This is a genomic window from Natronococcus roseus (assembly GCF_043677095.1).
GTDB classification, from domain to species: domain Archaea; phylum Halobacteriota; class Halobacteria; order Halobacteriales; family Natrialbaceae; genus Natronococcus; species Natronococcus roseus.
In genome coordinates this window covers 114,304-140,318 of record NZ_JBHLJR010000005.1, presented here as the reverse complement: position 1 = coordinate 140,318, position 26,015 = coordinate 114,304, and the positions used below count along the sequence as shown (strand labels likewise).

Sequence of the window (26,015 nt, the reverse complement as noted above, 5' to 3'; positions counted from 1 at the left end):
TCCGTCGACCGAGTTCGAGTTTGCGCGGAAAACCGGGTCGGCGGGGAGAAGCTGACTATGTCGGGCGCCCACAGATACGTACTGGAGTACCTGCTGAACGAACTCTCGGCGAAACCGAAATCGGAGCCGGCGGGTTCCCGCCCGTGGGACGGGGAACCGTTGCCGATCTCCGTCTGTCTCACGACGAAAAACAACGCGGACACGGTCCGACGGTGTCTAGAGAGCGTGGCCGAGTGGACCGACGAAATCGTCGTCGTCGACAGCAACAGCGAAGACGGCACGGTGGCCATCTGCGAGGAGTACGGGGCGTCCGTCTACCAGCGGGAGTTTCGGAGCTTTGCGCAGATCAAGATGGAGTCGGTGTCGCTGGCGACGAACGATTGGGTGCTCGTTCTGGACGCCGACGAGGAGGTTCCGCCGAACCTCCGAGATGAGATTGCGAGTTCGTTCGGAACTCCCGGAATCGTCGCGTTCTATATCGAGAAACAGGAGCATATGATGGGTGCTCGAACGCGCCAGCACCACGTCGAACGGCCGTACCTCGCGAAAAAGGACGTCCTCTACTACCAACAGGAGTATATCTGGGAGCGATTGTCGGTCGCGAAACCGTACGCGGATCGAACGAGGCCTCTTCGAAACCGCATCGAACACTATCGCTTCGAGCGCGCCTCGGAGATGGAGGAGAAGATCCGGCAGTACAGCGCCCTCGAAGCCCTCCAAGTCGTGGAAAATGGCGACGAGAGCGGGTTCGTCCGGTTCTTCGTCCGCGGACTTGTCGTCGCCGCGGACCGCCTCGTCCTCAACAAGGCGGCCCTCGACGGGTACCGCGGGTTCTTTCTCGCATTTTTGGAGTTCTATCAGTTGGTCATCGCGTACGTCAAAGTGCAGGATATCTACCGCCTTCAAGAGAAGTATCCGGATCAGTGGAAGGAGATCTGGACGAGCGAGGAGTGTCGACGGTAACTCCGCGGTTTCGAACTATAGTAGCCACTGAAAGTCAGTGCGCACCCGATCGCACGACTGCTGTGCGATCGATGTCCAAACAGTTTCAGTTGTTACTATAGCTGTCGAAGGGCCTTCTCCGGCGGCGCGCTCGAGCGGTTGGCGTCACCCTCCCGAGCCGCGATGGAGCTTAAATACGATGATGAGCACGGCCGTGAGAGCGGCGACGACGCCGAGCCAGCTACAGGCTGCGGCGAAGAGGAGCATCACCGTCCACACGAGTCCGATCTCGAGGTAGTTCAGAACCAGCAGGAAGCCAAACCAGATCGCGAACAGGACGGTTACGAACCCCGGGAGTCCGAGGCTAAGAAGGGGGTGTTGATACATCACCGTCTTCGTGATATTCTCGACCAACGTCACGCCATGCGTGAACGGGTTCTGGCTGCTCGAGTTCTCGACGTCGTACGTGATCGTCGTCGCGACCTCCTCGATCTCGTACCCGCAGTTCCTGGCGTGATAGAGGATATCCGTGCTCGCGCCCATCTGGGTTTCGAGACTGCGATCCCCGCTGAGCGACCGCACCGCCCGGTCGCTGTAGGCGCGAAAACCGCTCTGGGTATCCGTGATGCGACGCCCCGGTCGAACGTAGCCGAGGCTCAGGTTCGTAAGAACGTTCACCGTCCGGACTCCGAACCGACGAACCGGCGAGATATCCGTTGTCGCTCCGTCGGCGAACCGGCTGCCGATAACGATGTCGGCGGTCCGGTCCTCGAGCGCTCCACGGAGTACCGGAATATCCGCCGGATCGTGCTGGCCGTCGCCGTCGATCGTTACGAGGGAGTCGGCTCCGAGACGGGCCGCCTCGTCGAACGCCGTCTTGAGCGCCGCGCCGTACCCGCGGTTGTAGTCGTGCTGTACGACCGTCGCCCCGGCCTCTCGCGCTCGATCCACGGTGTCATCAGCGCTTCCGTCGTCGATTACGAGAACGCGGTCCGCGTGGGGGCCCGCCTCCTCGACGACGCTCGCGATCTCGCCGGCCTCGTTGTACGCCGGCACGGCGACGATTGCTTCTCCCGACTCCGCGCTCGTTGAGTTCCGCTCGAGGACCGAAACGTCTGCCGGAGCGGTCGCACCGTCCGATTCGCCGAACAGCCCCTCATCGGGAAAGACGACTTGCGAATATCCTCGTCGCTCGGCGACGACGCTGAGTACGTCTCGAACTACCTCCTCCTCGAGTTCGATGTCGGTTCCGAGATCCACAACCTCCGCACCGACGGCTCGGGCGACGTTCGCCAGCTCGGGGGAGCGGGCACTCGAGAGCGCGACGAGAACGTCCTTTCCCTCGGCCTTCGCTCGTTGGATCCGACCGATCCCGTCGAGCGATCCGTCCGTCTCAGTCGGCACCGCGACGACGCCAACAACTTCGTCGCTCCGTCGGTCGGGAATCGTATTTACGTTCGTACTTCGGGAGTGCTGACTTTGTTCGCCCATTCTCTGTCTCTCGTTTCCGGTGGTTCGACGGGTGTGCTTCCGCTCCGGTCGTTTCCCCGAAGTCGCCGTCGTCACCTCGAAGTCGCCGAGTTTCAAATCCACGGAACGCCGGAGGAACACCGTTACGGACGACGGTGCTCCCGAAAAAGAGCCGATATCGTTTCAGTCGACTACGTCTAATTGAACCGAACGGAACGCGCTCGGAGCAAGAGTGACCGACAGTGATCGGCGGTACAAGCCCGACCGCGGACGATAACGGGAGCTTCGGCTCATCGTCGTCCGGCCTGCGAGAGATTGCCGGCGGCATTACTCTTCCCCGTTCTCGTGAGCTCGGTCTCGACGATCCGACAGTTCCGCCGACGGTCACACGAATAGTCAATTAGAGGGGGTAATCGCCAACTGCTACCGGTTGTACGATCTCTCGAGAGAAACGGTCGGTCGAGCGGCGCGGAGTCGGTCCACCGATCGAACGGGTCGTCGGATCGAGGACGCGACAAGCTACGCGACGTCGACGGTATCCGTGCCACTCGAAAGCGCGACGTGTGCGTCCGCCGAGTCGGGCGACGGCTCCGCGGGAACCTCGTCGGAATACAGCAGCCAAACGATCCGATCCGCCACGTCGGTCGTCTCGAGGTCGTACTCGAGCACCCCGGACTCACCGCCGCCGACCGCGACGTCGAACTGCTCGAGTTCGCGCTCCCCGTCGACAGCTCCGTCCTCGAGTTCCTGCTCGAGCGCGACGACGGTGTACGTCCGCTCCTCGTCGGCGTGGTTGTCGACGCCGATCACGACCGACTCGGTCGTTCCGGGCTCGAGTTCCGCTCCGTCGGTCAGCAGCTCTTCCTCCGAATCGAGCAGCGAGATCGCCGCGGAGCCGTCGTCGTCCTCGCCGATCGACGGCCCGTAGCCGTGGTGGTCGGCAACTGCGAACCCGACCGCGCCGACGGCGACCGCGACGGCGACCGTAAGCGAGAGCGTCAGCGCGAGGTCGCGAGACCCGTTCGGTCGAACCGCCGCGACTCCACGCCGTCCCCACTTCCGGTAGGGAACCCGGAACCGCTCGTCGGGTCGCACGGCCAGCCGTCGCCGCGTCGCGAGACCCGCCACCGCGACGGTAAGAACCGACACTCCGACCAGCATCGGCTCGAGCCGGATTCCCCACGGCGTCGCGTTCAGCGCCAGGCCGACGGCGGGAACGACGATTACGCTCGAGACGACCGACAGCGAGAGCCGATCGACGCCGTCGACGTCGTCCCGTCTCGGAAACAGCGCGGCGACGACGACATAGCCGGGAACGAGCAACAGGAAGGCGAGCCCGAGCGGAACTCGAGCCGGCGTCTCGCGAATCACCGGAGCGAACGCCGCGACGGTGACCAGTCCGGTCACCGCCAGCGCGACGGCGAGATCGGCCGGGAGCCGTCGAACCGAGCCGAGCGGACCGTTCGAACCCATCGTTCGTGCCCTCCTGCAGTCGCCGCATAAAGCCCGCCAGTCGTCGTTCCAAACGGTCACGGTACCGTGAACGAATCGTCGGGTCGTTCCTCGTCGTACGCGGTCGAACCGCTCCGGCTGCTCCCGCTCTCGCGGATGACAGTGCCGGTTGTGGTCAGGGGAAGCTGACGGCAACCCGACAGCCGTTCGAGAACTGACCGAACGGTGGGAAATCGCGTATTGCTCCGTTCGCCTCGAGGAAATACCGCGTTTCGGCCCCACAGTTTCAAACACCCCTTCGCCGTACGTTGAGCGGGTGAATGCCGTGACGACCGACCTGGACGACGACGCCTCAGTGGTTCGCCGGGAGTCGTCGACGACGCTCGCTGCGAACGAGCGACCGCTCGAGGCGTCCCTTCAGCGCGAATCCGACGACAGCCGACACCGCGGTCGAAACGGAGCCGTCGTCGGGTTCGCCCTCGTCGGGGCGCTCGCGTTCGTCGCCGGCCTCGTGATAGCGGACGGTAGAGCGGTGCTGTTTGCGCTCGCCGGCGTCGGCGGATTCGCCGCCGCGCTCGCGTACGGGCTGGAGCCGGAACGCACCGTGGAAGCGCGGGACGCGACGCGGGTGTACAAGACGAGCGCGACCAACCTCTCCCGACTTACGGAGGCGGTCGGCGCCACCGCGGAGCGACGCTACGCTCCGGTTTCAGGGAGCGACCCGGACGGAGTTCGGCTGGTCGTTCCCCTCGCCGACCCCCCTCGAGGGGCAGACCCGGTCGCCGGGGACGGGGGCGACGCCGACGAACCAACCCTGTCGCTCGAGCCCGTCGGCGCGCCGTTCGTGGCCGAACTCGAACGGTCGCTCGAGAACGGGCTCGCGACCGAACCAGAGCGGCTGGCCGAGCAGCTGACCGACGCACTCGTCCACCGGTTCGAGTTCGTCTCCGGCGCGGCGCCGTCGGTCGACCCAGCGGAGGGCCGACTGGAGGTCGCGGTCGCGGACGACGTCTTCGGGCCCGCCGATCGATTCGACCACCCGGTCGTCTCGACTTTGGCCTGCGGGCTCGCCATCGGTCTCGAGCGACCGATCGAAGCGACGGTCCTCGAGGAGCGAACGTCCGGGAGACGGCTCGTGACCTGCCGGTGGGAGGCGAAGGACGGCACGGATGCGGCCGATCCCGACGGATGATCCCGCCCGTCGCCAGGCGGTTCGTCGCCGGCGAGACCGAGGCCGAGGCTCTCGAGCGCGTTCGCCGCCTAAACGAGCGGGGGATTCGAGGGATGGTCAATCGGTTGGGAACCCACCACGACGATCCCGAGCGCGTGCGCGCCGACGCGGCGGCCTACCGCGAACTGGTCGCGGGGATCGGTGACACGGGACTCGAGGGATCGGTGTCGGTCAAACCCTCCCAGCTCGGGCTCGACCTCGGCGAGATGCGGTTTCGACGATCGCTCGAGTCGATCCTCGAGGTCGCAAGCGAGCGCGACGTCGCCGTCTGGCTGGATATGGAAGAACGGACGACGACGGACGCGACCCTCGACGCCTTCGAGGCGTTCGCTCCCCGATACGGCGACGCGCAACTGGGTGTCTGTCTGCAGGCGAACCTGAAGCGGACCCCGGCCGACCTCGAGCGCCTCGCCGGCGTGCCCGGACGGGTCCGCCTCGTTCGGGGCGGGGCCTACGACGAACCGCGCTCGGTCGCCTACCGCGATCCCGAACGGATGGATCGGGCCTACCGGGACGTCCTCGAGCGGGCGCTCGCGACTCTCGAGGGACCGATCGCCGTCGCGACCCACGATCTCTCGATCCTCGAGTACGCCGACGGACTGAGCGAGCGCCACGGGACGGCCCTCGAGATCCAGATGCTGATGGGCGTCCGACCGACGGTCCAGCGGGAGCTGGCGACCGAGTACGACGTCAGCCAGTACGTTCCCTACGGCACCCGCTGGAAGCGGTACTTCCTGAATCGGCTGACCGAGACCGACCACACCCTCCGGTTCGCGCTGCGAGCGCTGCTCGATCGGTCCGCTTGACCGATCGAGGCGCCGTCGAAACTTTTGTAATAGGATGTCATAGAACGGTTCTCGCGCCTACTGTGTGGGCGTCCTGATTCGAGAAGTACAGGTGAAGCAGATATCACGGCCAGCATCCGCGAGCGAAGCGAGCGGTTCTCCGCCGAAGCGGGCGAAGCCCGCGGAGGCGGCTTTTTAGCGTAGATTTTTGGAGGAGTGGTGAGCGAGCAACGCGAGCGAACCCGACGAGAAAAAGGTACGTGTGCACTCGCTACGTATCGGTCAGTTCACCGAAGGTGTGGATGGCATCACTACCGTGGGAAGAGTTCTACGACGCCCTCTTTGTAACCCCAATCACTCCTGGAGCTTCGGCAGCCGATCGACGACGACGAACAGCCGCCGCTCGAGCCCCCGCGGGAGGACGCCGATCCCGTCGACGAGCTCCGCGAGCTCTTCGCGGGTGAGCGCGCCGGTGACGACCGCGAGCGTCGCGTACGCGAGCGCGCCGAACGGCGGGACGACGACGAGAGCCAGCAGCGACGAGGGGAGGGCGACCGCAAGCGGAACAATGAGCGCGGCCGTCCCAACTGTCGAGGCGAGGATCGGTTTCGATCGAACGCCCTCGAGCGGCCGATACCCCATGTGGCGGGCGGCGAGCGACTGGAAGACGACGAGGCTGCCGTAGCCGATCGAGGTGGCGACGGCCGCCCCGGCCATCCCGTAGGCGGGGATCAGCGCCAGGTTGAGCGCGAGGTTGACCAGCGAGCAGGCACCCGTCGCCGCCAGCAGCGGTCGCAGCGAGCGCCGACCCTGGTTGATCGCCAGCGTCGGCCGCGCGACGGCGAAGCCGACGACGCCGGGCAGCAACAACAGCAGGGGCAGCACCGACGGCTCGAACGCCGAACCGAGGTAGAGCGGGACGAAGTCGGCGGCCAGCGCGGCGACCCCGACCGCGAGCAGGGCCGTGAGGAGGAGGACGTACCGGGTGGCTCGCTCGGCTTGGTGCTGGATCGCCCCGAGGTCGCCCGCGGCCCACCGACTCGAGATCCGCTGGAGGAGCACGAGCTGGACCGCGGTCGGGGCGAGCCAGAGGAACTCGGCGATCGAGAGCGCCCCTCGGTAGTAGCCGACGGTCTCGTCGGTCGTCCACAGCTGCAGGAGGACGACGTCGACGTGGTACAGCGAGTTCAGGAAGAGGAAAAAGAGGATCGTACTTCCTAGGTAGGCGATGATCCCTCGCCGTGGAAGGTCGACGCTCGGGGGCGAGACGAGCGAGCGCAGCGGGATGGTCTGTGCGATGACCGCCAGCGCCAGCACGAACACCACGACGCTGGCGATGATGTGCCCGAGGAGCACTCCCTCCACGCCGAAGCCCAGATAGACGAGCCCCAGCGCCGCGACGACGAACAGCGTCTTCTCGAGGATCTTCAGCGGCTCCGATCGGGACTCGCGCTCGAGACCCATCAGCGTCCGCAGGTTGTGGTAGGCGAGCTGGCTGGCGAGGGCGTACCCGCCCAGCAGGTAGAACAGCGAGGTGAACGGCGGACCGAAGAGGCGGGCGGCGAGGCCGGACCACGCGGCGAGCCAGAAGGCGACCCCGACGAGGACGCCGAGGGCCAGCGCCGGCCGAAACACGTAGCCGTAGACCGCGGCCCGCCAGGCGGGATCCGAGCGCTCGGAGATGTACTTGCGAACCGCGTCGCTCGTCCCCCCGACGATCACGACGTTGACGATGCCGAAGATCGAGAGCGCGAGCGCGTACCGACCGTACTCCGTCGGCCCGAGCAGCCTGACCAGCGCGGGCGTGAACAGAAAGCCCGCGAGGACGACGAACAGCTTCGCGCCGACGACCGACCGCACCGCCGAGGCGAGCGAGTCAGCCATGCTGATTCGCCCGAACGAACGCCGCCGACACGGGTCGTTCGGGGGCCCGTCGGATCAGTCCCACGTCGGCGAGCCAAAGCGCCAGTAGAGCGTTCGCCCGAGGTTCAGCGCCGACAGCGCCGGGGACGGCCGCCCCCGTTCCCACAGCAACAGCGGGATCGGCCGGGCACCGAAGCGTTCCTTGAAACCGAAGACGCCGTTCCTGAAGTCGGGCGTCGACCCCCGGAGCTCGTAGGTCTCGTACCCTCGCTCGATCGCCCGCCCGATCGCGTGCTCGTGAAGCAGCTCCGGCGCGTGGTACTCGAAGTGCTCCCTGGTGACGGCGGTGTAGAGATGCTGGACCGCCGACTGCTCGTCGTCCTCCAGAAAGAGGTACATCCCGCGACGGTCGCCGTCGGCCCGCAGCGAGAGGATCGTGATCCGATCCGCGAACCTCTCGAGCGCGGCCAGAAACGAGTAGGGGACGGCGTCCATCCCGACTCGGTCCATCACCCGCGCGTAGTCGTCGTAGAAGTCCGCCAGCACGGCGGGCGTCACGGGCTCCTCGCGGATCTCGTGGTCGGACTCGCGGCCGCGTCGGATACCGCGACGGCGCTCGCCGTCCATCCCCTCGAGGATCGCGTCCCAGCCGCGGGTGAGGTCCAGCGCGAACCGACAGGAGTGGACGGCGACGTCGTACCCCCGTTCCCGAAGCACGTTCTGGTAGCGTACGTACCCCTCGTCGTAGGTCCGGAACCGGTTGAAGAAGACCCGTCCGTCGCAGCGCTCGGCGACGCCGGCGAGCAGCAACTCGAGCGCCCGCTCCTCGTCGGCGACGGCGATCGGCCCGCCGTAACCCGGCTCGATCGACGTCAGCTGCGCGACGGGGCCGAGCCGGGTGACGAAGTTCGGGAGGACGGCGATCGGATTGCCCTTCTTCGAGACGAGGACGTGTCTCGGCTCGTAGTCGAGCCCCTCCTCGATCGCCCGGAGCCACTCGTAGCGATGGAAGACACAGCCCAGCTCCGATCCCTCGACGACGTGATTCCACTGGTTGCGGTTCGCTTCCTCGATACTGTCTATGTGTTCGACTTCGAGACTCATGCGAACATCGGCGTGTTCGTCCGATCCCACCGGCCGCCGGCAAGTAGCTTCGGAGCGTCCGTCGAACACGGTCGCGTTTCTCGACCCCGCTGGGGACGGTAACAGTTCGTTGTGCTGACGCAATCGAGGTCACGGCGGGAACCCGAGGCGATCTCCCGCGCTCGAGCCGATCGACGAGAGCGGCGGCGGCCCGTCGAACTCGGGCGCGAAGACGGCGATCCGATCGGCGTCTCCGTACCCGTTCGCGAGCAGCGCCGCGTTGTCCTCGCGCTCGAGCCCGCCGTTGGTCGCGATCGTCGCGTCGCCGACGACGATCGCGGTTCCCTCGCCGACGTTCTCGACGGTCGCGACGGGACGCGGACCGAGGACGTCGTCCTCGCCGCGGCTCGCGTCGGGGCCGTCCGCGAGGTAGCTCGAGTCGCTCGTCGTCGCGAGGACCGTTGCGCCGTTCGGCTCGAGGGCCGTCGCCCGGTCGAGGCCCAGCCGATCGACTCCCGCAGTCAACTCGTGGTCGGCCGTCTCGGTCGAGATCGGCATCGCGGGGCCGCGGTGGTGGTGGCGGTCGTCGCGGAGAGTTCCGTCCTCGAGGCGGGTCTCAGCGCCGACCGACGCGAGGAACTCGTTCGCCGCCGGGTCGTCGGCGAGGACGATCAGCGTTCCGCCCTCGCGGACGAACGACGCGGCGCCATCGGCCGTTTCCTCGTCGCTCTCGGCGTCGAGGACGACGATCGCGGCGTCGTCGATCTCGAGCGCGTCGTAGCTACCGACGGCCGCGTACTCGCGGTCGGGATCGCCCTCGAGGGCCTGCCGGAGCTCGCTGGTGCCCTCGCTCCCGAGGTTGTACGGGTCGTAGGCGCCGCTCGAGGTCGCGCCGAACCAGCCGATCGCGAGGACGACGACGGCGGCGAACGCGAGCAGGGCGAGCCGTGACCGTTCGAGGGATTGGGAGTCGGTCACGGAACCACCCCCGGCGCGAGCAACTCGAGCGTGCGGGCGGCGACGACGGCCGCGGCCGCGAGGAGTCCGACCGGCAGGAGCCAGCGCGGGCGCCAGCGCGGCTCGACCTCGCGGGAAATCAACAGCTCGTCGAGGACGACGCTCCCGAGGACCGCGAGCAGGACGTACGCGCCGAGGGAGAACGCTCCCGAGAGAAGGAGGGCCAGCAGCGCTCCGAGCAGCCAGGCCAGCTGCAGTCGGAGGTATCGACGTCGGCGCGGGGTCGTCATCGGCCATCCGTCCACGCCGAGGGGTGTAAATCCGCTCGACGATTTCGGGCTCGAGGACGCGGTAATACGACGTTGTTTCCGGCCGGCTCAGGTGGTGGGACGAGAGATGACCGAGTGCCCTCAGGCGTGAAACGACACCGAACCGGAGTCGTAGACCCGATCACGGTCCTCGAGTCCCTCCCGCGGAAGCTCGGCCTCGTCGACGTACGCCGAGAACTGCAGCGGGCGGTCCTCGAGCTCGCCCTCCCGCAGGAGGACGGCGTCGTGCTCGTCGAACATGGCGTCGCCCTCGGCGGCGTCGACCACCGTACACGGCGCCCCGAGGCGTTCGCCCATGTATCGACAGCTGACCCGATCGGTGCCGAACTCGCCCCGATAGCCGTCGTCGATCGCTTCGAACGACTGTCGCTCCTCGTCTTCGAGGGAGAAGGTGTAGAACGGCCGTTCGACGACGGGATTGTCGGAGGCGGTGAAGTCGTTCGAAACCGCCGTGAAGGTAAACAGCGAGAGGACGACGAGCAGGGCCAGCAGGGTTACGAGACCGCCCCGATGGACGAGTTCGTACAGTCCGTACCCGCCCGTCAGCGCGACGAACGCGAACCCGTAGTGGCCGAACCGGTCGACGTTGACTCCCGCGAGCGCGTCGAGCAAGAGGAGCGGACCGGGGAAGACGAGCGGAACGAGTGCGACGGTGACGAGCCCGATCGCCAGCAGGTGCGGGCTCCGCGGTCGGCCGCCGTCGCTCGCGATCGCGGCACTCGAGGGGTCGTCCTCGCTCGCGTCGATTCCTCGAGAGCGGCGCTCGAGCAGGAACAGAAAGCCGAGGACGACGAAAAAGAGGGCGAACCCGTAGGGGACGTAGTTCGCGACCTCGACCCAGGGGCTGGCGATTACGCCCTCCGGGACCGCCGATTCGGAGGGATCGAACAGGACCGACTCGATCGTCCCCGCGAGCCGCGCGACAAGCCCCTCCGCGGCGTACAGCCAGTAGAGGCTCGTCGCCAGCACCGACACCGCGAGGACGTAGGCGTCGACGAGCGGGTCGGCCCGACCGGTCGCGCGCTCGGCCAGCGCGACGAGGGCGAGGATCGCCAGCACGAACGGGATCGTCACGGGGTGGGCGACGACGATAGCGACGACGAGCCCGACGGTCAGCAGCCTCGTTCCGGCGGTCGGCGGGCTCGCGAGCGCGACCAGCAGCGCGAGCAGGAAAATCGACGTCGCGCTGCGGGGGATCGAGTACATCCCGTAGAACAGGTACAGCGGGAACGCGATCGCCACCAGCGACGCCAGCAGACCGAACCGCTCGTCGGGGTGGAGCCGACGGGCGAGCCCGAAGACGAGCCCGATCCCCGCCGCGAACAGTCCGCCCGACAGGAGGTACGTAGTCGTGTGGGCCGCGACGCCCTCGCCCAGCAGGAGCGAGCCGAACGCGGCGTAGACGTGCCAGAGCTGGAACGACTCGTACCCCGGCAGCAGGGTCGACGTCCGCCCGGTCTCGAGGATCGTCTCGGTCATCGCGGTGTGGGCCGAGAGGTCGGTGTGGCCGACGAAGAAGTCGTAGTTCAGCGTGACGCTGAAGACGACCAGCAGGAGGGCGACGACCAGGTGGTAGAGCCCGATCGCGCGGCTCGCCCGCCCCGGCGGAGTCGTCACGATAAGCAGGAAACAGAGGCCGTAGAGGACGGCGACGCCCGCGTAGAAGCCGTACGGTCGGACCTCCGTTGCGACCAGCATAATCACGAGCGCGCCGACCAGGAGGTGAAACGCCGTCGACGGGAGGCGCCAGTCAACCCGGATCGGCACCGTCTCGCTGACGCCCGCGGAACTGCCACGAACCCGACGGGCGACCAGTGGCGCCGCGAGCAGCGGGACGGCGACGTACAGCCCCAGGATCGACAGGTTCGACAGCCCGAGCGCGAGCGGGATCCCGACGCCCAGCACGGCCGCTGCGACGAGCGCGGCCGAGAGCAGCCGAACCGGATCGAGGACGCTCCGGCTCATTCCGTCCTCCGATCCCGGCCGGAAGCCGGGCCGAGCGATTCCGTCTGGCGGTGGGACACGGTCGAGCGGCGGCTACGCGAACCACCGCGAAAAACGTTACAGGACGTTCGGCAGAATCGACAGCTTGTGGCGACGTAATCGGGTGCTGTCCCGTGATCATCAGCGCGATCCGGCGGAGGAACGCGTCCCGCCGCCGTCGATCGATAACTCGCGGTTACCACGTTCGATCGGGCGCAGTTCCCGCCCTCGAGCGGCGACAATATCGCGCTTCCCCGTGCGACGGTGCCGAACGCTATAGCATCGTCGTCCCGTCTCGCGAGCGATGGATCGGCGAACCGTCCTGCGAACGAGCGGCGCCGTCGCCGCGGCGGTGTTGCTGGCGGGGTGTCCGACCGACGACCCCGAGGACCCCGACGAACCGGACGGGCCGGAGGAGACGGAACCGGACGAACCACCTGAGGACGAGGAGCCGGAGGAGACCGTCGGGTTCGAGGACTCGCTCGAGGACCGCGTCGACGAGGACGACGAGAGCGTCGAGTTCGTCGGGCTCGAGTACGACGCGCTCGAGGCGCCGACCGAGGCCTATCGGGTCTGGTCGGGCGAGCCGACGGCGTTCTCGTTCGTCGACAACCACACCTTCGAGGGGGAGCGGGCGCTTCGCTGCGAGATCCCTCGCGGCGAGAGCAACGGGAGCAACGCCGCCTACTGGTTCCCCGCGAACGGCTACGGCCAGCCCCTCGAGGTTCGACAGCGGGCGATGATCCGACTGGGCGAGGACTGGACGATGGAGCCGAGCGACGTCTGTCGGTTCTGGGCGCTCGGGCTGAACACGGAGGCGGGGGAGCACGGGTCGGGCGGTCGCGGACGGCCCTCGGGTACCGACGGCTGGTCGAGCATGCTCGCGATCACGAACCGGGAGGGACGGTCGGCCGACGAGTACAAGCTCGCGGCCTACACCTACCACCTCGATCAGCCCTCGACCAGCGGCGAGTTCGAACTGACCGACGCCCGGCTGCCGGCCGACGAGTGGATCGCCCTCGAGACCGAGGTCGCGATGAACGCGGTCGCGGACGGCGAGGCGCTCGCCGACGGCGAGGCCCGGTGCTGGATCGACGGCGACCTCGCCTACGAGCGAACGGACTTCCGCTGGACGACGGTCGAGGAGCAGGCCGTCGAGTACGCCGGCCCGCTGGTGCGCTACGGCGGGAGCGAGACCGCGCCCGCGGACCTGTCGATCTACTACGACGAACACGAGCTGCTCGCGGCGGGGATCCCCGAGATTCCGCCCTACGACCAGCACCCGCACTTCGAGGATCCGGCGAACATGGACGCCTACGACGGGCGAGTAACGTACGCCAACGGCGCGGAGCGCGCGACCTACCGGCTGTTCGTCGACGGGACCCTCGTCCACACCGACTGGAGCAACGCCGACGGCCACCAGGCGACCTACAACGCGACCGTCGAGATCACACCCGCCGAGGAGTCCGAGAGCGGGTACGCGACCGCCGAGGCGACGGCCGAACCCGAGACCGTCGACGGCTACCTCTTCGACGGCGAGGTCGTCGGCCTCGAGGCCGACCCCCCGCCCGACGAGCTGTGGGTCGGCGGCGACGAGGTCGATCCCGGCGACTACCCCGACGAGCCTAGCGACGGGTGAACGCGACCATTTCGCGGTCGCCGGATCGACCCGCCTCGGCGGTCCCGGTCGGGAGTCGCTCGAGGAGGGCCGCCGGCGGCGTCAGCCACGCGCGGAGGTCCGAGCGATCGACGTTCCAGGGAACTCCCGGCCTCGTGACCGCGCGCACGCACTCGAGCAGTCGCTCCGCCTCCCGATTGCGGGCGTAGTAGTACAGCTCCCGGAGCGGGAACGTCATCTCCCCCGTCGGCTCCGGCGAGCGCTCGGGGAGGCGGTCCTCGAGCCCGAGCGTCGCCGCGACCAGCCGCGAGGCGAACCGGTAGCCGTGGGCGCTGGCCAGCGCGTAGGACGCCCAGAACTTCGGGTTGATCTCCATGAGGACGACCTCGCCGTCCGCGCGGCGCTTGCACTCGACGAGGGCGACGCCGTCCCACTCGAGCTCCCGGAGCAGGTCGCTCGCCGCCGACTCGAGATCGGGGTCCCGACGCAGCCGGAGGTGCGTACCGCTCCCGCCGCGGCGGGGGACCGACCGCAGCTCCTCGTGAGCCATCCGCAGTTCGACCGTCCCGCCCCTGCAGAACAGCCCGCAGCCGTCGGTCACACTCGAGCCGTCGATCGACTCCTGGACGAGCACCTCGCCGGTCGGCGACGCCTCCTCGAGGCGGTCGTAGACCTCCCAGAACCGGGTCGGATCGGCGACGCGGGCCGTCGTCTCGCCCCCGCCGCCGGCCTCCCGCCGCGCTTTGCAGAAGATCGGGAACTCGAGGGCCTCGAGCGCGCCCCGCTCCCGTCCCTCGGCGTCGAGGGTCTCGACGAGGCTCGAGTAGTCGATCGGAACGTCGATTCCGACCCGTTCGGCCAGGGCCATCGTCGCCGTCTTGTCGGCGGCGGTCTCGAAGGCGTCTGGATCGGGAAGACACGCCGCTGTGGAGTCGGGAAGTTCATCGCGGGCGGACTGGAGGGCAGCGGCCGATTCGTATCCGACTGGAAGCACGAGTTGCGGGCGGGTCGCCTCGAGGACGGCCCACAGCGCCTCGATGTAGTCCGGATCGTCGGGCGAGGGGATCGTGACTGCGACGTCGCAGTACCGCGACCGGCAGAGACGGCTGTACCGGGAGGTCCCGGCGCCGACGATCGTCGCCTCGAGATCGCTCGAGAGTTCGCCGGCGATCGTCAGCGAGGTTGGATAGTCTCCGTCGAGGACCAGCACTCGCGGCCCCGGTGGCATAGGTCGAGGGCGACGGCCACGGGGAAAGCGGTCCCGATCGTCACAGCTTCGGTCGGCGGGTAATCCCGTTTTTCTCGCCGTCGTCGGTTCGGCGAGCGATCGCGATCACCCGTCCCGCCGTGTCTAACTCGTGATTGACCGCGGTGAACCGCGTGTTGTTCGGCGTAACGAACGATTGGGACCGGAGTATCTACGCGGTCGGATCCGGTCAAACCTAACACAGGATCCGGCCAGTCAGAATCAGTTTCGGATTTTATTACAGTCTTTCGAAAGGGAAAATTGATAACCGTCGTTTCCCGTTTCCCGACCGCATGGAACGACAGCACCCGGCTCGAGACCGAACCGACGAGACGCGTAACGACGGATTTCGCGGGCGTAACGGCGAGGTTCTCGGCCGGCGATCGTACCTCGGACTCGCTGGCGGGACACTGGCCGCGCTCGGCGTCGGTACCGGCGCGGGCGCGAGCGGGACCGCGGCAGCCGAAACCGACTCGCGGGTGATCGACGTCGACTACGACGAGTACGCGAGTCCGGGGGAGGTGTACGACGTCAACGACGTCCGGGGATCGCACGAACCGGAGTTCGTCGCGGATCGGGCGACGAGCAACGAGCGCTCGCTGCGAACGGAGTTCACCGGCGACTCGAAGATCGCGAACTGCGAGTACCGCCTCCCCGACCACGTCGGCGGACAACAGGACGAGATCTACACCCGGTTTACCGTCTACCCCGAGGGGTTCGATCTGGGCGCCGACGACACGGTTCGGATGTTCTGGGCGCCGCTGACCAACGGCGGGGGCTCCTCGGGCGGCGGCGCGGCCGACGGGCAGAACGGCTGGTCGAACGCGATCGGATTCGCCAACCGGAACGACTCGCCCGCGCCGGAGGGGTACAAGTTCTTCTCGTACTCCTATCACATGGACGGCTCGGGCGACTTTCAGATGACCGACGCCGTCGTCGAGATGGACGACTGGAACGAGATCGAGTGTTACGTCGAGACGAACTCCTACGACGGCGGAACCGCTGAGGCCGACGGGACGATGCGCTACTGGGTCAACGGCGAGCTCGCGTTCGAGGACACCTCGATGCGCTTCACCGCGAGCGACGACAACCGCATCGAGGCTGTCGGCCCGCTGGGCTACATCGTCGGCAGCGGCGGCGGTGCGCTCTACTACGGCGAACACCAGCTCGGCCTCGGAACGGGCCGCGAGGAGGCTCGAGCGCGACTCGAGTAACAGGTTTCGTTATTCAGAATATCTTGTGAAACGGCTGTTATTAAGATAGGCGTATGGAACGGAGAGGAATACGCCGAGCGAAGCGAGGCGTTTCACCGACGGCGAGCCCCGTGGGCGAGCCGTCGGCCTTTTTTCATCGAAGTTTTTTGCCGGGGGTTGAGGCTGACGCCTCGGCGTCAGCCGATGCCCTCGGTAAAAAAGTTCGCTGTACGTAACGAATTGTCCACTTCGGATCCACTCTCCGTGCTGATCGACGTAGCCGGACTACTTTTTCCGCTGTTACACGACCAGCGAGCCCGCCAGCCCGAGCAGCGCCACGCCGAGGGCGAACTTGAGCCGGCCCGGCTCGGTCCGGTGGGCGACCCACCAGCCGATCCCGACGCCGGCGAGGTAGGCCAGCGTGATCGGAACGAACAGCGAGGTGACGATCGCGTCCAGCAGCAGGTAGTTGACGGCCGTAAACAGCGCCGTCGCGACGACGACGACCTGCGTGATCGCGATGGTCGCGAGCATCGGCACGCCCACCAGCACCAGCGCGGGCGCCGACAGCGCTGCCCCGCCGATCCCCAGCAGGCCGCCCGCGACGCCGATCACGAGCCCGACGGCGACGAAGCCGACGGTGTCCCACCCGCCCCGACCGAGTTCGACGCGCGGCTCGAGGTCGTGGTACTCCCGATACAGGATCGTGGCGCCGACGACGGCGAGCAGTCCGGAGAGGAGGAGGCCGTACAGCGCCCGCGAGAGGTAGGCGTTGGCCTGTACGCCCACCCAGGTGCCCGCCGCGGCGGCCGCGCTGACGACGCCCGCGATCCACCAGTCGATCTCGCCCGAGCGGGCGTAGATGAGGCTGCCCAGCAACGCGCCGATCGTGAAGACGGCGCTCGAGGTGCCCGCGACCTCGGCGCTCGAGAGCGGCGTCGTGAGGTAGAGCCCGGTGACGATGAGGATGCCCCCGGGGCCGATCGTGGCGACGATGATTCCGCCGAGGAAGGCCAGGGCGACCAGCGCGACCAGCACTTCGGTAGCGACGACCACGTGTCTCGGTCGGCCGTACTCGGCAGACGTGGGTAGGGGTTGGCCTTGCTTGGCAACGGTCGGCCGAGGGTATGTTCGGGCGGCTCCGGCAGGGGTGTGTGCGGTCGGTTCCGTCGGTGGCGGAACGACCAGCCTAGTAGAACAACGCCGGCAGCGCGAGCGCGACGCCGTTCGTCCAGCCGAAGCCGAACTGCAGCGGGTACTCCCCGCCTCCGCCGGCGCCGGAACCGGTGCCGTCGGTGACGTCGTACTTCTCGAGCATCAGTCCGCTGCGATCGAAGACGTCGCGGTTGAGGTCGAGCCACCGGCCGGCGATCGTCTCCGCCAGCTCGTCGTAGCCGTACTGCCGGAGGCCCACGGCCGCCATCCAGTGCAGCGGCGCCCAGCCGTTCGGATAGTCCCACTGTTCGCCCGACGCCGTCAACGTCGTCACCAGCCCGCCCGAGTGGAGAAAGCGCTCCTCGAGGTGGGCCGCGACCGCGGCCGCCTGCTGATCCGTCGCCAGCCCGCAAAACAGCGGGACGACGGCCGCCAGCGACCAGCTGTCGGTTCGTCGCTCCTCGGTCCAGCAGTAGTCGAAATAAAAGCCCGCCTCGTCGTCCCAGCAGTAGGCGTCGATCGCCCGGCGTCGCTCGTATGCGGCTCGAGCGTAGCGGTCCGCCCGATCGGGGTTGCCGGCGCCTCGCTCCCACCGCGCGAGTTTGTCCTCCATCGCGTAACACAGCGCGTTCAGATCGACCGGGAGCAGCTCCGTCGTCCGGATCGATGTCAGGTCGTCCTCGTCGGCGAGCCACCGGCTGCTGAAGTCCCAGCCCGACTCGCAGGCGGCCCGGACGTCACGGTAGAGCCGCCGCTCCTCCCGATCGGCCTCCTCTGCAAGGGCGACGTCCTCACGATAGGACTCCTCGCGCGGAGCGGCGCGGTCGTCCCAATACCGGTTGAGCGCTCCCTCGTCGGTCCGAACGACGCGACGGGTCGCGCGGTCGTCTGCCGTCGCGGTCTTGGTGCCGTCCATCCAGAACTCGTGTTCGCGTCGCAGCGCCGGGAGGTAGGGTTCGATCGATTCGAGCCCGCGCTCGCTCTCGAGAATGTCGAGAAGGTGACAGAACATCGGCGGGTTCGATCGGCTCGAGTAGTAGAGGCGATTCCCGTTCGGGACGCAGCCGTACTCCTCGATGAGCGCCGCGTTGTTCTTGGCAAGTTCGTCGATGAGGTCGATCCGGCCCGTCACGGCGAGTCCGGTCGCGGCGAAGTACGTATCCCAGTAGTAGCTCTCCCGGAACCGTCCGCCGGGGATCACGTACCGGCCCGGCACCGAGAGCAGCGTGCTCCGCTCGGACTCCTCGCTGGGCTGTCGAATGAGGTGTTTCCACAGCTCGTCGATGTAGCGCTCCATCGAGATCCTCGAGGGGTCGGCGGCGGTGACGGGATCCTCCGGGTGTCTGAAGCTGTCGGCGACGAACGTCTCGAGGTCGAACTCCGGTTCGGTTCGTTCGCGCTCGAAGCGGTCCCTGATCGCCTCGACCTCGTTCTCGGGAATCGTATCGACGAACGTCTTCGAGTCGTCAAACGTCTCCGAGAGTTGCACCCGCTCGAAGAGCTCGCCGGCGAGTTGGGGATACGACGCGAACGAGGACATGTTTGTTACTATTGTAGTAATTCGTTTCAATCTATCGTGTTCCGCTCGAGGAAATACCCGCCGGTCGCTCCAACGGCACCGCACCGATGCGAGCGACGTCACTACCCCGAGGCGCTGTCGCCGCGTCATTCCTCCCGAAATCTCCGAACGATCGGTGACGACACTCTCGTTCCGTTCGACGTCCGATGGGGGTACCGGTTACTGCCGTGACGACGCCTCCCGCCGGGCCTCGAGCAGCTCGTAACACTCCCGACAGGGGCCGATCCAGGCCCCCATCGCCTTCGCCTCGCGGATCAGTCGCTCGTAGAGCGTTCGGTAGCCCGGAAACTCGTCCTCGTTCATGTACCGGGGGTGCCAGAGCACGGTCATCACGGCGCCGTGGTCGTGGGCCTCCTCGAGCAGCCGTCGACACTCCCGCCAGGCCCACTCGAGGGAGGGCGCCGAGGGGAGCAGCGCCCGCTCCATCAGCGTCAGCGGGAAGACGACGAACGAGTCGTCGAACGGTCGTAACACGTCGTAGCGTCCGTCGAACCCGTAGCGCGTGCTCGAGCCGTAGCTGGCGTCGTACTCGAGGCCGATCGCGCGGTGGTGGGCCCAGCTGCGCCGGCCGACTAGGTTCAGGTAGTGTTGACGGCCGCCGACCACGCTTCCCTCCAGAATGCCCTCGAGCGTGCGTTTCTCCGCTCGCAGCCGCTCCCGGTCGTCCGCGGACTCATAGGAGCCGTGCAGCCCGACCTCCCAGCCTCCGCGCTCGAGGGTTCGGAAGACCTCGGCGAGCTCCGGATCCGTGGGGTCGTACCGCCCCGCATAGAGCGTCCAGCTCTCCGGCCGGAGCCACTCCCGCGGGGACCGATCCAACAGCGACTGCTCGTCGAGGACGTACCACGACGAGCGGACGTCGAGTTCGTCCTCGAGGGCCATCAACTCCTCGAACTGCCAGTAGGGTCGGTCGCCGGTAACGAGCGAGCGCAGGTGCGAGGGGTCGCGCTCGAGGACGGCGTAGTACGGCGCCTGGTAGGTCTTGTACACTCGATCGACGTCGTGGGTGAGACAGAGCGCAAACTCCCCCGGAACGGCCGTGTCGGTCACCGCTGGATCACCTCCGGGACAACCGATTCAGTCATCGTCGGACCACTTCCGGAACGACTGGTGCCGCCGGCTCCGTCGATTGCCCGTCCCGGACGGCGTCCTCGACGGCGCCGACGATGACGTCGGTCGTGTCGACCGTCTCCTCGAGGACTCGCCGTCGTCGACGCGTCCAGGTCGACTCGCGGATCCGAAGCAACTCCCGCGCGTGCGAGAGAACCTCGATCGGACGAACGTCCGCAGAGAGCCACCGCAGCAGCCGGTACCGCGCCTCGAGCTCCTCGAGAACGCCCGCCCGGAGCCCCGAGACGTAGATCGCGGGCGTCCCGAGCAGCGCGCTCTCGGTCGCCATCGTCGCGCCCTCGCCGAGAAACAGGTCGGCTCGAGCGAGGAGGTCGTGGATCCGGTCGGGGGCGATCGCGAGTCGACGGGTCTCGAGGGACGGCGGCAGCCGACCCTCCGCGGTGACGCGAACGGTCGCGCCGAAGCGCTCGAGGCCGGCGATCACCCGCTCGAGGTCGGACAGCCCGCTCCGGCCGACGTCGTGGGCGGCCGTCCAGGAGACGAGCCGGACCACGACGAGCGGCTCCTCGTCGCCGATCCCGGCCAGCCCGACGGGAGCGGGAGCGAACCGACCGGGCCGGAGGTACGCCAGCTCGTGGTAGCCGGGGTATCGGCGGTGGTGGGCACCGTACTCGTCCCAGAACGCCGTCGGCGTGTAGAGCCGATCGGCCAGCGGGAGCGAGACGGCGTTTTGCACCGCCGCGTGCTCGGTGTCGGTAAAGAGGATTCCCTCGCAGTCGGCGAGCCTCGCCGCGTGGGCCACCGCCGGCTCGCCGATCCCGACGATCGCGGCGGGCTCGAGACGGCGAACGCGGCGAATGATCTCGTACTCGTAGCGGGGCTGAACCGAGAGCAGTCCCAGCGGCGACTCGACGGAGCCGGCGATCCGCCGATGGGCGATGCCGTAGCGCTCGAGCAGTTCGCGGGCCAACTCGCGCTCCCGAACGAGAACGCGGACGTCGTACCCCCGCTCGCGTAGCTCGCCGATCGCGTGTCTGAAGAAGTGGACGTGGGCGGGGTGTTGGATCGTGACGACGACGCGCTCGCTCATCGAAGCACCTCCAGGGGCGCGTTCAGGCGCTTCTCGAGGCGAGCCGCAAGCGCCAACAGCGCCGTCCCCGCGATCGCCAGGAACGCAGCGCGTCCGAGCGCGACCGAACCCCGACCGCTGGCGCGCGATCGACGACCGAGAACCCACCGCACCCCCTCGAGGGCGCTCCCGCCGAGGGCGAACGCACCGAGCGCGTACGACAGCGAGACGGGGTGTCGCTTCCGGAACGGGTACCGCCTCGCGAGTCGCCGGACGAACGTGCGAACGAGCAGCGCCGACACCGTCGGCACGTACGTCGCGTACGCGATCGACGACTCCTCGTCGCCGTACCGGGCGGGGATCGGGACGTCGGCGACGCGAAGCCCCGCGGCGTTACACCGGGCGAGCAGGTCGTTGGGGTAGCCGTACCGATCGTAGACCGCGTCGAGGTCGAGCGCGTCGAGCGCGCGCCGGGAGATCGCGGCGTACCCGTTCTGCGGGTCGCCGATCCGCCAGTACCCCGAAGCGACTCGAGTCAGAAGGGTCAGGATCGCGTTCCCGACCAGCCGGAACCGGGGCATCTCCGCCCTGTAGACGCCGTCGGTCAGCCGGTTCCCCTTCGCGTAGTCGGCCTCGCCGTCGACGATCGGGTCCAGCAGCGCGGGCAGGTACGCGGGATCCATCTGACCGTCCCCGGCCATCACCGCGGTCACGTCGATCCCGTCGGCGACCGCCCGGCGGTACCCCGTCGCGATCGCGGCGCCGACGCCGCGGTTTCGCTCGTGACGGATCGGAACGATCCGCCGCCCGAACGCCGCGTCGTTGGCGACAAGCGTGCCCCGACCACGATCGGCCGCCGCGTCGCGGTTGAGTCGGGTCGCGCGATCGGTGATCTCAAGCCAGGTGCGGTCCCTCGAGCGATCGTCGACCGCGTAGACCCGATCGACGTAGTCGGGGATCGTCTCGAGAACCTCGCCGACGAACCCCGCCTCGTCGTACGCCGGGACGACGACGCCGATCGTTCGCCCGCCGTACATCAGCCCGCCCCTCGCCGGTTTCGGCGCCGCGACCGATCGCGTGTCTGCGGATCAGTCATGGAGCACCTCCAGATCGGCTCGCGGTCGTTCGGGACGTTCCCCTGCCTCGATACGCCGTGCGATCTCGAGGGCAGCGAGCCCGTCATCGATCGTCACCTCGGGGGTCGACCCCGTCCGGACAACCTCGAGAAACGACGCGAGTTCGTTTCGAAGGGGTTCGTCGTTCGGAACCCGTACCCGTTCGATCAGGCTCTCGTGTCTGAACCGGACCCCCTCCGCGCGCTCGACGTACTCGGGGACCGACCGCCGGTGGATCTCGATCGACTGCTCGAGGTAGTCGACCGCGACGAGACACTCCTCGGCGGTGATCTCGAGGGTCCGGACCTTCCGCTGAGTCAGCCGGCTCGCGGTCAGCGACGCCATCGCCTCGGGAAACTCGAGGAGGGCACCGGCGTGGCGGTTTCCGGCGGCGCCACAACCGGTGACGTCGACGGGCTCCTCGCCGAGCAAGGCGAGGACGACGTCGATGTCGTGGATCATCAGGTCGAGGACGGCGCTGTCCTCGATCCGCCGAGCGGGCGGTGGGCCGAGTCGGCGAGCAGTGAGGGCGACGACCGACAGCCCCCCGACGATCTCGGCGAGCGTTTCGACGGCCGGATTGAACCGCTCGACGTGACCGACCTGAACGGGGACGTCCGCCGCGTCGGCTCTCGCGAGGAGTTCCTGGCCCGTCTCGGGATCGGCGACGACCGGTTTCTCGACGAGAATCGGGACTCCCGCCTCGAGACAGGTCGTCGCGACCGAGTGGTGGTGGGCCGTCGGAACCGCAACCGAGACGGCGTCGACCCGCTCGAGCAGCGCCTCGAGACCGACAGCGACGGTTCCGTGGCGCTCGGCGACGGTCCTCGCTCGCTCGGCGTCGACGTCGAAGACGCCGACGAGGGTCGCCCCCTCGAGGTCGTCGTACACCCGGGCGTGGTGTTGGCCCATCGTGCCGACGCCGATTACGCCGACGGCGAGCGGGCGTTCAGCCGTCATCGGACGCGATCACCTCCGTCAGGTAGTCGAGGCCGGCCTCCGAGCGCGTCGGGTGGACGGAAAGTGAGAACCGCGATCCGTCGTGGATACGCCGGCGGACGTTCGAACTGCGGCCGGTCGGCCCCCGTCGGAACGTTCGTTCGCGGATCGGCACGAGGCGGCCGATCTGGGACCGATCGCCGTCAGCGACATCGTCGCAGACGATCGTTCCCGGTCCAACGACCGGATCGGCCCCGACTCTCGACGGCTGAGAGCCGGCGCGGTACGTGCAGACGACCATCCTGGTGGGCAACGCTCGCTTGCTTTGTGATCCCTCGCTCATGTTCTCTCGCCATGGGTAGAGGGTTTCAAAAGCCGAAACGATCGTTCCGGGCGTTAACACGCTCGATTCTGGCACAACGAGTCACTGTGTCTCGGTCGCCGGCGTGGCGCCGCTCACGGCGCGGGGGTCCCGTGGTCGGCGACCGCTCGAGGACGGTCGCGGGTCGTTCCGGCGACGCGACGTCTCGGTTTCGGTCCGAAAACCACCAGTAGGTATCGAAGAGGCGGTCGCAACCGGCAGTATCGATAGATCGGCGATCGACCGCCCGATTTCGAATTTCGGTATTACTCCTGGTGGGGAGGTCAGAACTCGCCGTTTCGAGACCGCAGCGGGACCGAAACGGTTCCGACGACCCGACCGACTCGGTCGGTGCAGTCACACTCCAGCCACGCTGCTCGTCGGCCGGCCGAAACCGTTACTGCGAGGGAGTCGACGAGCGGTACGTACGCACGATCGAGAGGATACCTCGCACCGTTCGGTGGCCTGCTGTTCACGGCGTTTGCCGACTCGGCTGCCGGGGCTCCCGTGGGACGACAGTGGCGTTCGGCTATCGTACTCACCACTCGAGTGCGAGCAGCTACCGATTCGTCGGTATCGATCACCGTCCCGTCGATCGGGAACTCGTCCTCTCGGCGGTCGAAGTCTCGGGCTCGAGGACGGGCGGTGATTCGGCGGCGGGCACTTCTCATCGACACCCGTCGGACGAACTCCCGCTCGTCGCGAGTGGATCGCGACGAGCTGTCGGTACACGGGACCGTCGTCGAAACCACGTCGGTCACACTCGATTACCTGAACGGTTACGGAACAATCTATCGTTTGAAATAACATACGGTATAGTTGACTAGTTATATGTTACACACTCTCTTATGACACGCCGTGACATATACACGTCGTTGAACTCCGAACTGTAGGCGACGTTGAGGCGCTAATCGACTCTTCCCGTAAAGTACGCCCTCACTCTCCGTCTGATTCGCTCACTGCCGTTGGCAGTCGAGAGGAGAGAGTCGGCACGGTGGCCGAATCCTCCCGTGAAACGGCCTTTTTCGGTGTCGGTACACTACTCGCTCAGTCCGAGGAGTCTCGTGTTTCCGTTTCGAACGCAGTATAGTATAATAGTCCGCTCGATGAAACTCCGGAGTTCTTTCCTAGAAACCAAGACCGTTTCCGCCCCTCAAAGGGAGGCTTGTCATACAGTATATTGGACCACTGTTGAAACGATGGTCGTGGTTTAATACGGGCACCATAGACGGCCAAAACGAGCACTCACGGGGAGGTGGTGATACACGCCCTGAACTACGGGGCGCCACCAAGAGTCGAAGCCACTGGCGACGCCATCCACCCCTACGTGCTCGGAGAAGAAAAAATGAGCGACAAAGAAAAATACTCACGACGAGGCGTTACGGCACTTGTGGCAGGACTGCTCTTCACCGGATCCGCCGGAACTGCTGCAGCTAGCAAGAACGGAAAAGGCCGAGGTAACGGAAAAGGCCGAGGTAACGGAAAAGGCCGAGGTAACGGAAAAGGCCGAGGTAACGGAAAAGGCCGAGGTAACGGAAAAGGCCGAGGTAACGGAAAAGGCCGAGGTAACGGAAAAGGCCGAGGTAACGGAAAAGGCCAAGATCGCGGAAAAGGCCGAGATCGCGGAAAAGGCCGAGATCGCCGAGGACACCGGGGCCACGGCCAGCGACAGAGCCAGAACGTGCGCCAATCTAACGAGGCGTACAACAGCGGCAACGCCAAAGCGTCGGCGGGCAAGGGTGGAGATGCCTACGCCGAAGGCTCCAACGTCCAGGAGAACTGGAACGAACAGCGCCAGCGCGGCCGCCGCGGTCGCGGACGAGGAGGCGGCCAGCAGCAACACCAGAACGTGCACCAGTCCAACAAGGCGGTCAACAGCGGCAACGCCAAAGCGTCGGCAAGTAAGGGCGGAAAGGCGACGGCTATAGGCAACAACGAGCAGTACAACTCGAACTCCCAGAGCCAGCGCTAACGCGAGCAACCGAGATGTAATCGACCTCTCGGCCGGGTGATGGAATCGCTATTCGTTCCGGTCGCTTTTTTGAATCGATCCCGAGCAGGTACGTCTACGTCGGCCGCCGAATCTCCGAGCGGTCTCGCCAAGCGAGATGGGAGAGAGTTTCAACGGCTACTATAACGACGTCGCCGCGGACCCACGAACAGGATCGGTTGCAAGCCCGTCGATTTCGACGTAACGGTACCCGGATTCGCGTCTCAGTACCTTGTCTCTCACACTCCCGTGAGCCAGTCTCGGATCGTGTCGCCGGTGTCGTCCCGTCGAAAACACCCGGCCGTCGGACTGGACAACAGTAGCGGCCCAGGGATATGTCACGAGAGTCAATGTGTTTCGGGCCGCTCGCCGGCCAGTAGCAAGTCGTTGTCTCTCCCTACCGGCGGTCGGCAGTTCGTTCGAGCGTTCAAGTTGCGACTACCGGTGAAACGATTTCGGCTGTTCAAACCGAATCGGGTCGATCGACGAACTAGCGAGGTTCCGATCGAGAGCGCTCGATGGAGACGGAACCGATACGACTCGGCGGAAAGCGAGCGGGATACTCCTCGGACTGGAAGCTCCTG

The 26,015-nt window shown here is 67.1% G+C and carries 20 protein-coding genes and 1 pseudogene; 5 read left to right on the top strand and 16 right to left on the bottom strand.

Annotated elements, in window-relative coordinates:
• Positions 1-57 precede the first annotated feature (57 nt).
• A pseudogene (locus ACFEMD_RS14730) lies at positions 58-459 on the top strand (glycosyltransferase family 2 protein); the annotation flags it as partial.
• A gap of 648 nt (positions 460-1,107) precedes the next feature.
• Here ACFEMD_RS14730 and ACFEMD_RS14725 read toward each other — a convergent pair.
• Both ACFEMD_RS14725 and ACFEMD_RS14720 read right to left on the bottom strand, forming a co-directional pair.
• Positions 1,108-2,346: a glycosyltransferase family 2 protein gene (locus ACFEMD_RS14725; protein WP_394741829.1), complete on the bottom strand. Its 1,239-nt coding sequence runs from the start codon at positions 2,344-2,346 to the stop codon at positions 1,108-1,110.
• A 585-nt stretch (positions 2,347-2,931) separates the two neighbouring features.
• A complete protein-coding gene (locus ACFEMD_RS14720; RefSeq protein WP_394741826.1) occupies positions 2,932-3,885 on the bottom strand; it encodes a DUF1616 domain-containing protein in 954 nt (317 codons plus the stop codon).
• 304 nt (positions 3,886-4,189) lie between these two features.
• On the opposite strand from ACFEMD_RS14720, the gene ACFEMD_RS14715 reads away from it, so the two are divergent.
• Both ACFEMD_RS14715 and ACFEMD_RS14710 read left to right on the top strand, forming a co-directional pair.
• A complete protein-coding gene (locus ACFEMD_RS14715) occupies positions 4,190-5,056 on the top strand; it encodes a hypothetical protein (RefSeq protein WP_394741825.1) in 867 nt (288 codons plus the stop codon).
• Complete coding sequence (locus ACFEMD_RS14710) at positions 5,053-5,901, top strand: proline dehydrogenase family protein (protein WP_394741823.1); 849 nt, start codon at positions 5,053-5,055, stop codon at positions 5,899-5,901. The genes ACFEMD_RS14715 and ACFEMD_RS14710 overlap by 4 nt, the downstream gene beginning before the upstream one ends.
• 333 nt (positions 5,902-6,234) lie before the next feature.
• Here ACFEMD_RS14710 and ACFEMD_RS14705 read toward each other — a convergent pair whose 3' ends face one another.
• From ACFEMD_RS14705 to ACFEMD_RS14685, 5 genes are all read right to left on the bottom strand, one after another.
• A complete protein-coding gene (locus tag ACFEMD_RS14705; RefSeq protein WP_394741822.1) occupies positions 6,235-7,764 on the bottom strand; it encodes an oligosaccharide flippase family protein in 1,530 nt (509 codons plus the stop codon).
• Positions 7,765-7,818: 54 nt separating this feature from the next.
• A complete protein-coding gene (locus ACFEMD_RS14700) occupies positions 7,819-8,847 on the bottom strand; it encodes a peptidoglycan bridge formation glycyltransferase FemA/FemB family protein (protein WP_394741821.1) in 1,029 nt (342 codons plus the stop codon).
• A gap of 129 nt (positions 8,848-8,976) precedes the next feature.
• Positions 8,977-9,804 (bottom strand): DUF4350 domain-containing protein, encoded by an 828-nt coding sequence (locus ACFEMD_RS14695; RefSeq protein WP_394741819.1) that lies wholly within the window; start codon positions 9,802-9,804, stop codon positions 8,977-8,979.
• Positions 9,801-10,073, bottom strand: a complete 273-nt coding sequence (locus tag ACFEMD_RS14690) for a hypothetical protein (protein ID WP_394741816.1) — start codon at positions 10,071-10,073, stop codon at positions 9,801-9,803. Before ACFEMD_RS14690 ends, ACFEMD_RS14695 begins: the two co-directional genes overlap by 4 nt.
• Positions 10,074-10,193: 120 nt before the next feature.
• The gene (locus tag ACFEMD_RS14685) at positions 10,194-12,077 is read right to left on the bottom strand and encodes a hypothetical protein (RefSeq protein ID WP_394741815.1); all 1,884 of its coding nucleotides are present in this window, start codon (positions 12,075-12,077) and stop codon (positions 10,194-10,196) included.
• Positions 12,078-12,399: 322 nt separating this feature from the next.
• Between ACFEMD_RS14685 and ACFEMD_RS14680 the strand changes: the two genes are divergently transcribed.
• Complete coding sequence (locus tag ACFEMD_RS14680; RefSeq protein ID WP_394741814.1) at positions 12,400-13,734, top strand: hypothetical protein; 1,335 nt, start codon at positions 12,400-12,402, stop codon at positions 13,732-13,734.
• Here ACFEMD_RS14680 and ACFEMD_RS14675 read toward each other — a convergent pair.
• Complete coding sequence (locus ACFEMD_RS14675) at positions 13,721-14,941, bottom strand: ATP-dependent carboxylate-amine ligase (RefSeq protein WP_394741812.1); 1,221 nt, start codon at positions 14,939-14,941, stop codon at positions 13,721-13,723. The genes ACFEMD_RS14680 and ACFEMD_RS14675 overlap by 14 nt on opposite strands.
• A gap of 311 nt (positions 14,942-15,252) precedes the next feature.
• Here ACFEMD_RS14675 and ACFEMD_RS14670 point away from each other — a divergent pair, with 311 nt between their 5' ends.
• A complete protein-coding gene (locus tag ACFEMD_RS14670) occupies positions 15,253-16,173 on the top strand; it encodes a hypothetical protein (protein ID WP_394741811.1) in 921 nt (306 codons plus the stop codon).
• Between the two features lie 279 nt (positions 16,174-16,452).
• On the opposite strand, the gene ACFEMD_RS14665 is transcribed toward ACFEMD_RS14670, so the two are convergent.
• The 8 genes from ACFEMD_RS14665 to ACFEMD_RS14630 all read right to left on the bottom strand — a co-directional run bounded on the left by ACFEMD_RS14665 (position 16,453) and on the right by ACFEMD_RS14630 (position 25,296).
• Complete coding sequence (locus ACFEMD_RS14665) at positions 16,453-17,208, bottom strand: sulfite exporter TauE/SafE family protein (RefSeq protein WP_394741809.1); 756 nt, start codon at positions 17,206-17,208, stop codon at positions 16,453-16,455.
• A gap of 133 nt (positions 17,209-17,341) precedes the next feature.
• The gene (gene treF / locus ACFEMD_RS14660) at positions 17,342-18,847 is read right to left on the bottom strand and encodes an alpha,alpha-trehalase TreF (protein WP_394741808.1); all 1,506 of its coding nucleotides are present in this window, start codon (positions 18,845-18,847) and stop codon (positions 17,342-17,344) included.
• Between the two features lie 198 nt (positions 18,848-19,045).
• Entirely contained in the window at positions 19,046-19,936 is an 891-nt protein-coding gene (locus ACFEMD_RS14655; RefSeq protein ID WP_394741805.1) for a polysaccharide deacetylase family protein, read from the bottom strand.
• 31 nt (positions 19,937-19,967) lie between these two features.
• On the bottom strand, positions 19,968-21,047 hold the full coding sequence (locus ACFEMD_RS14650) for a DUF354 domain-containing protein (RefSeq protein ID WP_394741803.1): 1,080 nt from the start codon (positions 21,045-21,047) through the stop codon (positions 19,968-19,970).
• Positions 21,044-22,063, bottom strand: a complete 1,020-nt coding sequence (locus tag ACFEMD_RS14645; RefSeq protein ID WP_394741801.1) for a glycosyltransferase family 2 protein — start codon at positions 22,061-22,063, stop codon at positions 21,044-21,046. Before ACFEMD_RS14645 ends, ACFEMD_RS14650 begins: the two co-directional genes overlap by 4 nt.
• Before the next feature lie 51 nt (positions 22,064-22,114).
• Positions 22,115-23,101 carry a Gfo/Idh/MocA family oxidoreductase gene (locus tag ACFEMD_RS14640; RefSeq protein WP_394741800.1) on the bottom strand — a complete coding sequence of 329 codons (987 nt, stop codon included), beginning with the start codon at positions 23,099-23,101 and terminating at the stop codon, positions 22,115-22,117.
• Complete coding sequence (locus ACFEMD_RS14635; protein ID WP_394741799.1) at positions 23,091-23,423, bottom strand: hypothetical protein; 333 nt, start codon at positions 23,421-23,423, stop codon at positions 23,091-23,093. Before ACFEMD_RS14635 ends, ACFEMD_RS14640 begins: the two co-directional genes overlap by 11 nt.
• A gap of 1,384 nt (positions 23,424-24,807) precedes the next feature.
• Positions 24,808-25,296, bottom strand: coding sequence for a hypothetical protein (locus tag ACFEMD_RS14630; RefSeq protein WP_394741798.1), 489 nt, complete (start codon positions 25,294-25,296; stop codon positions 24,808-24,810).
• Positions 25,297-26,015: the final 719 nt, after the last annotated feature.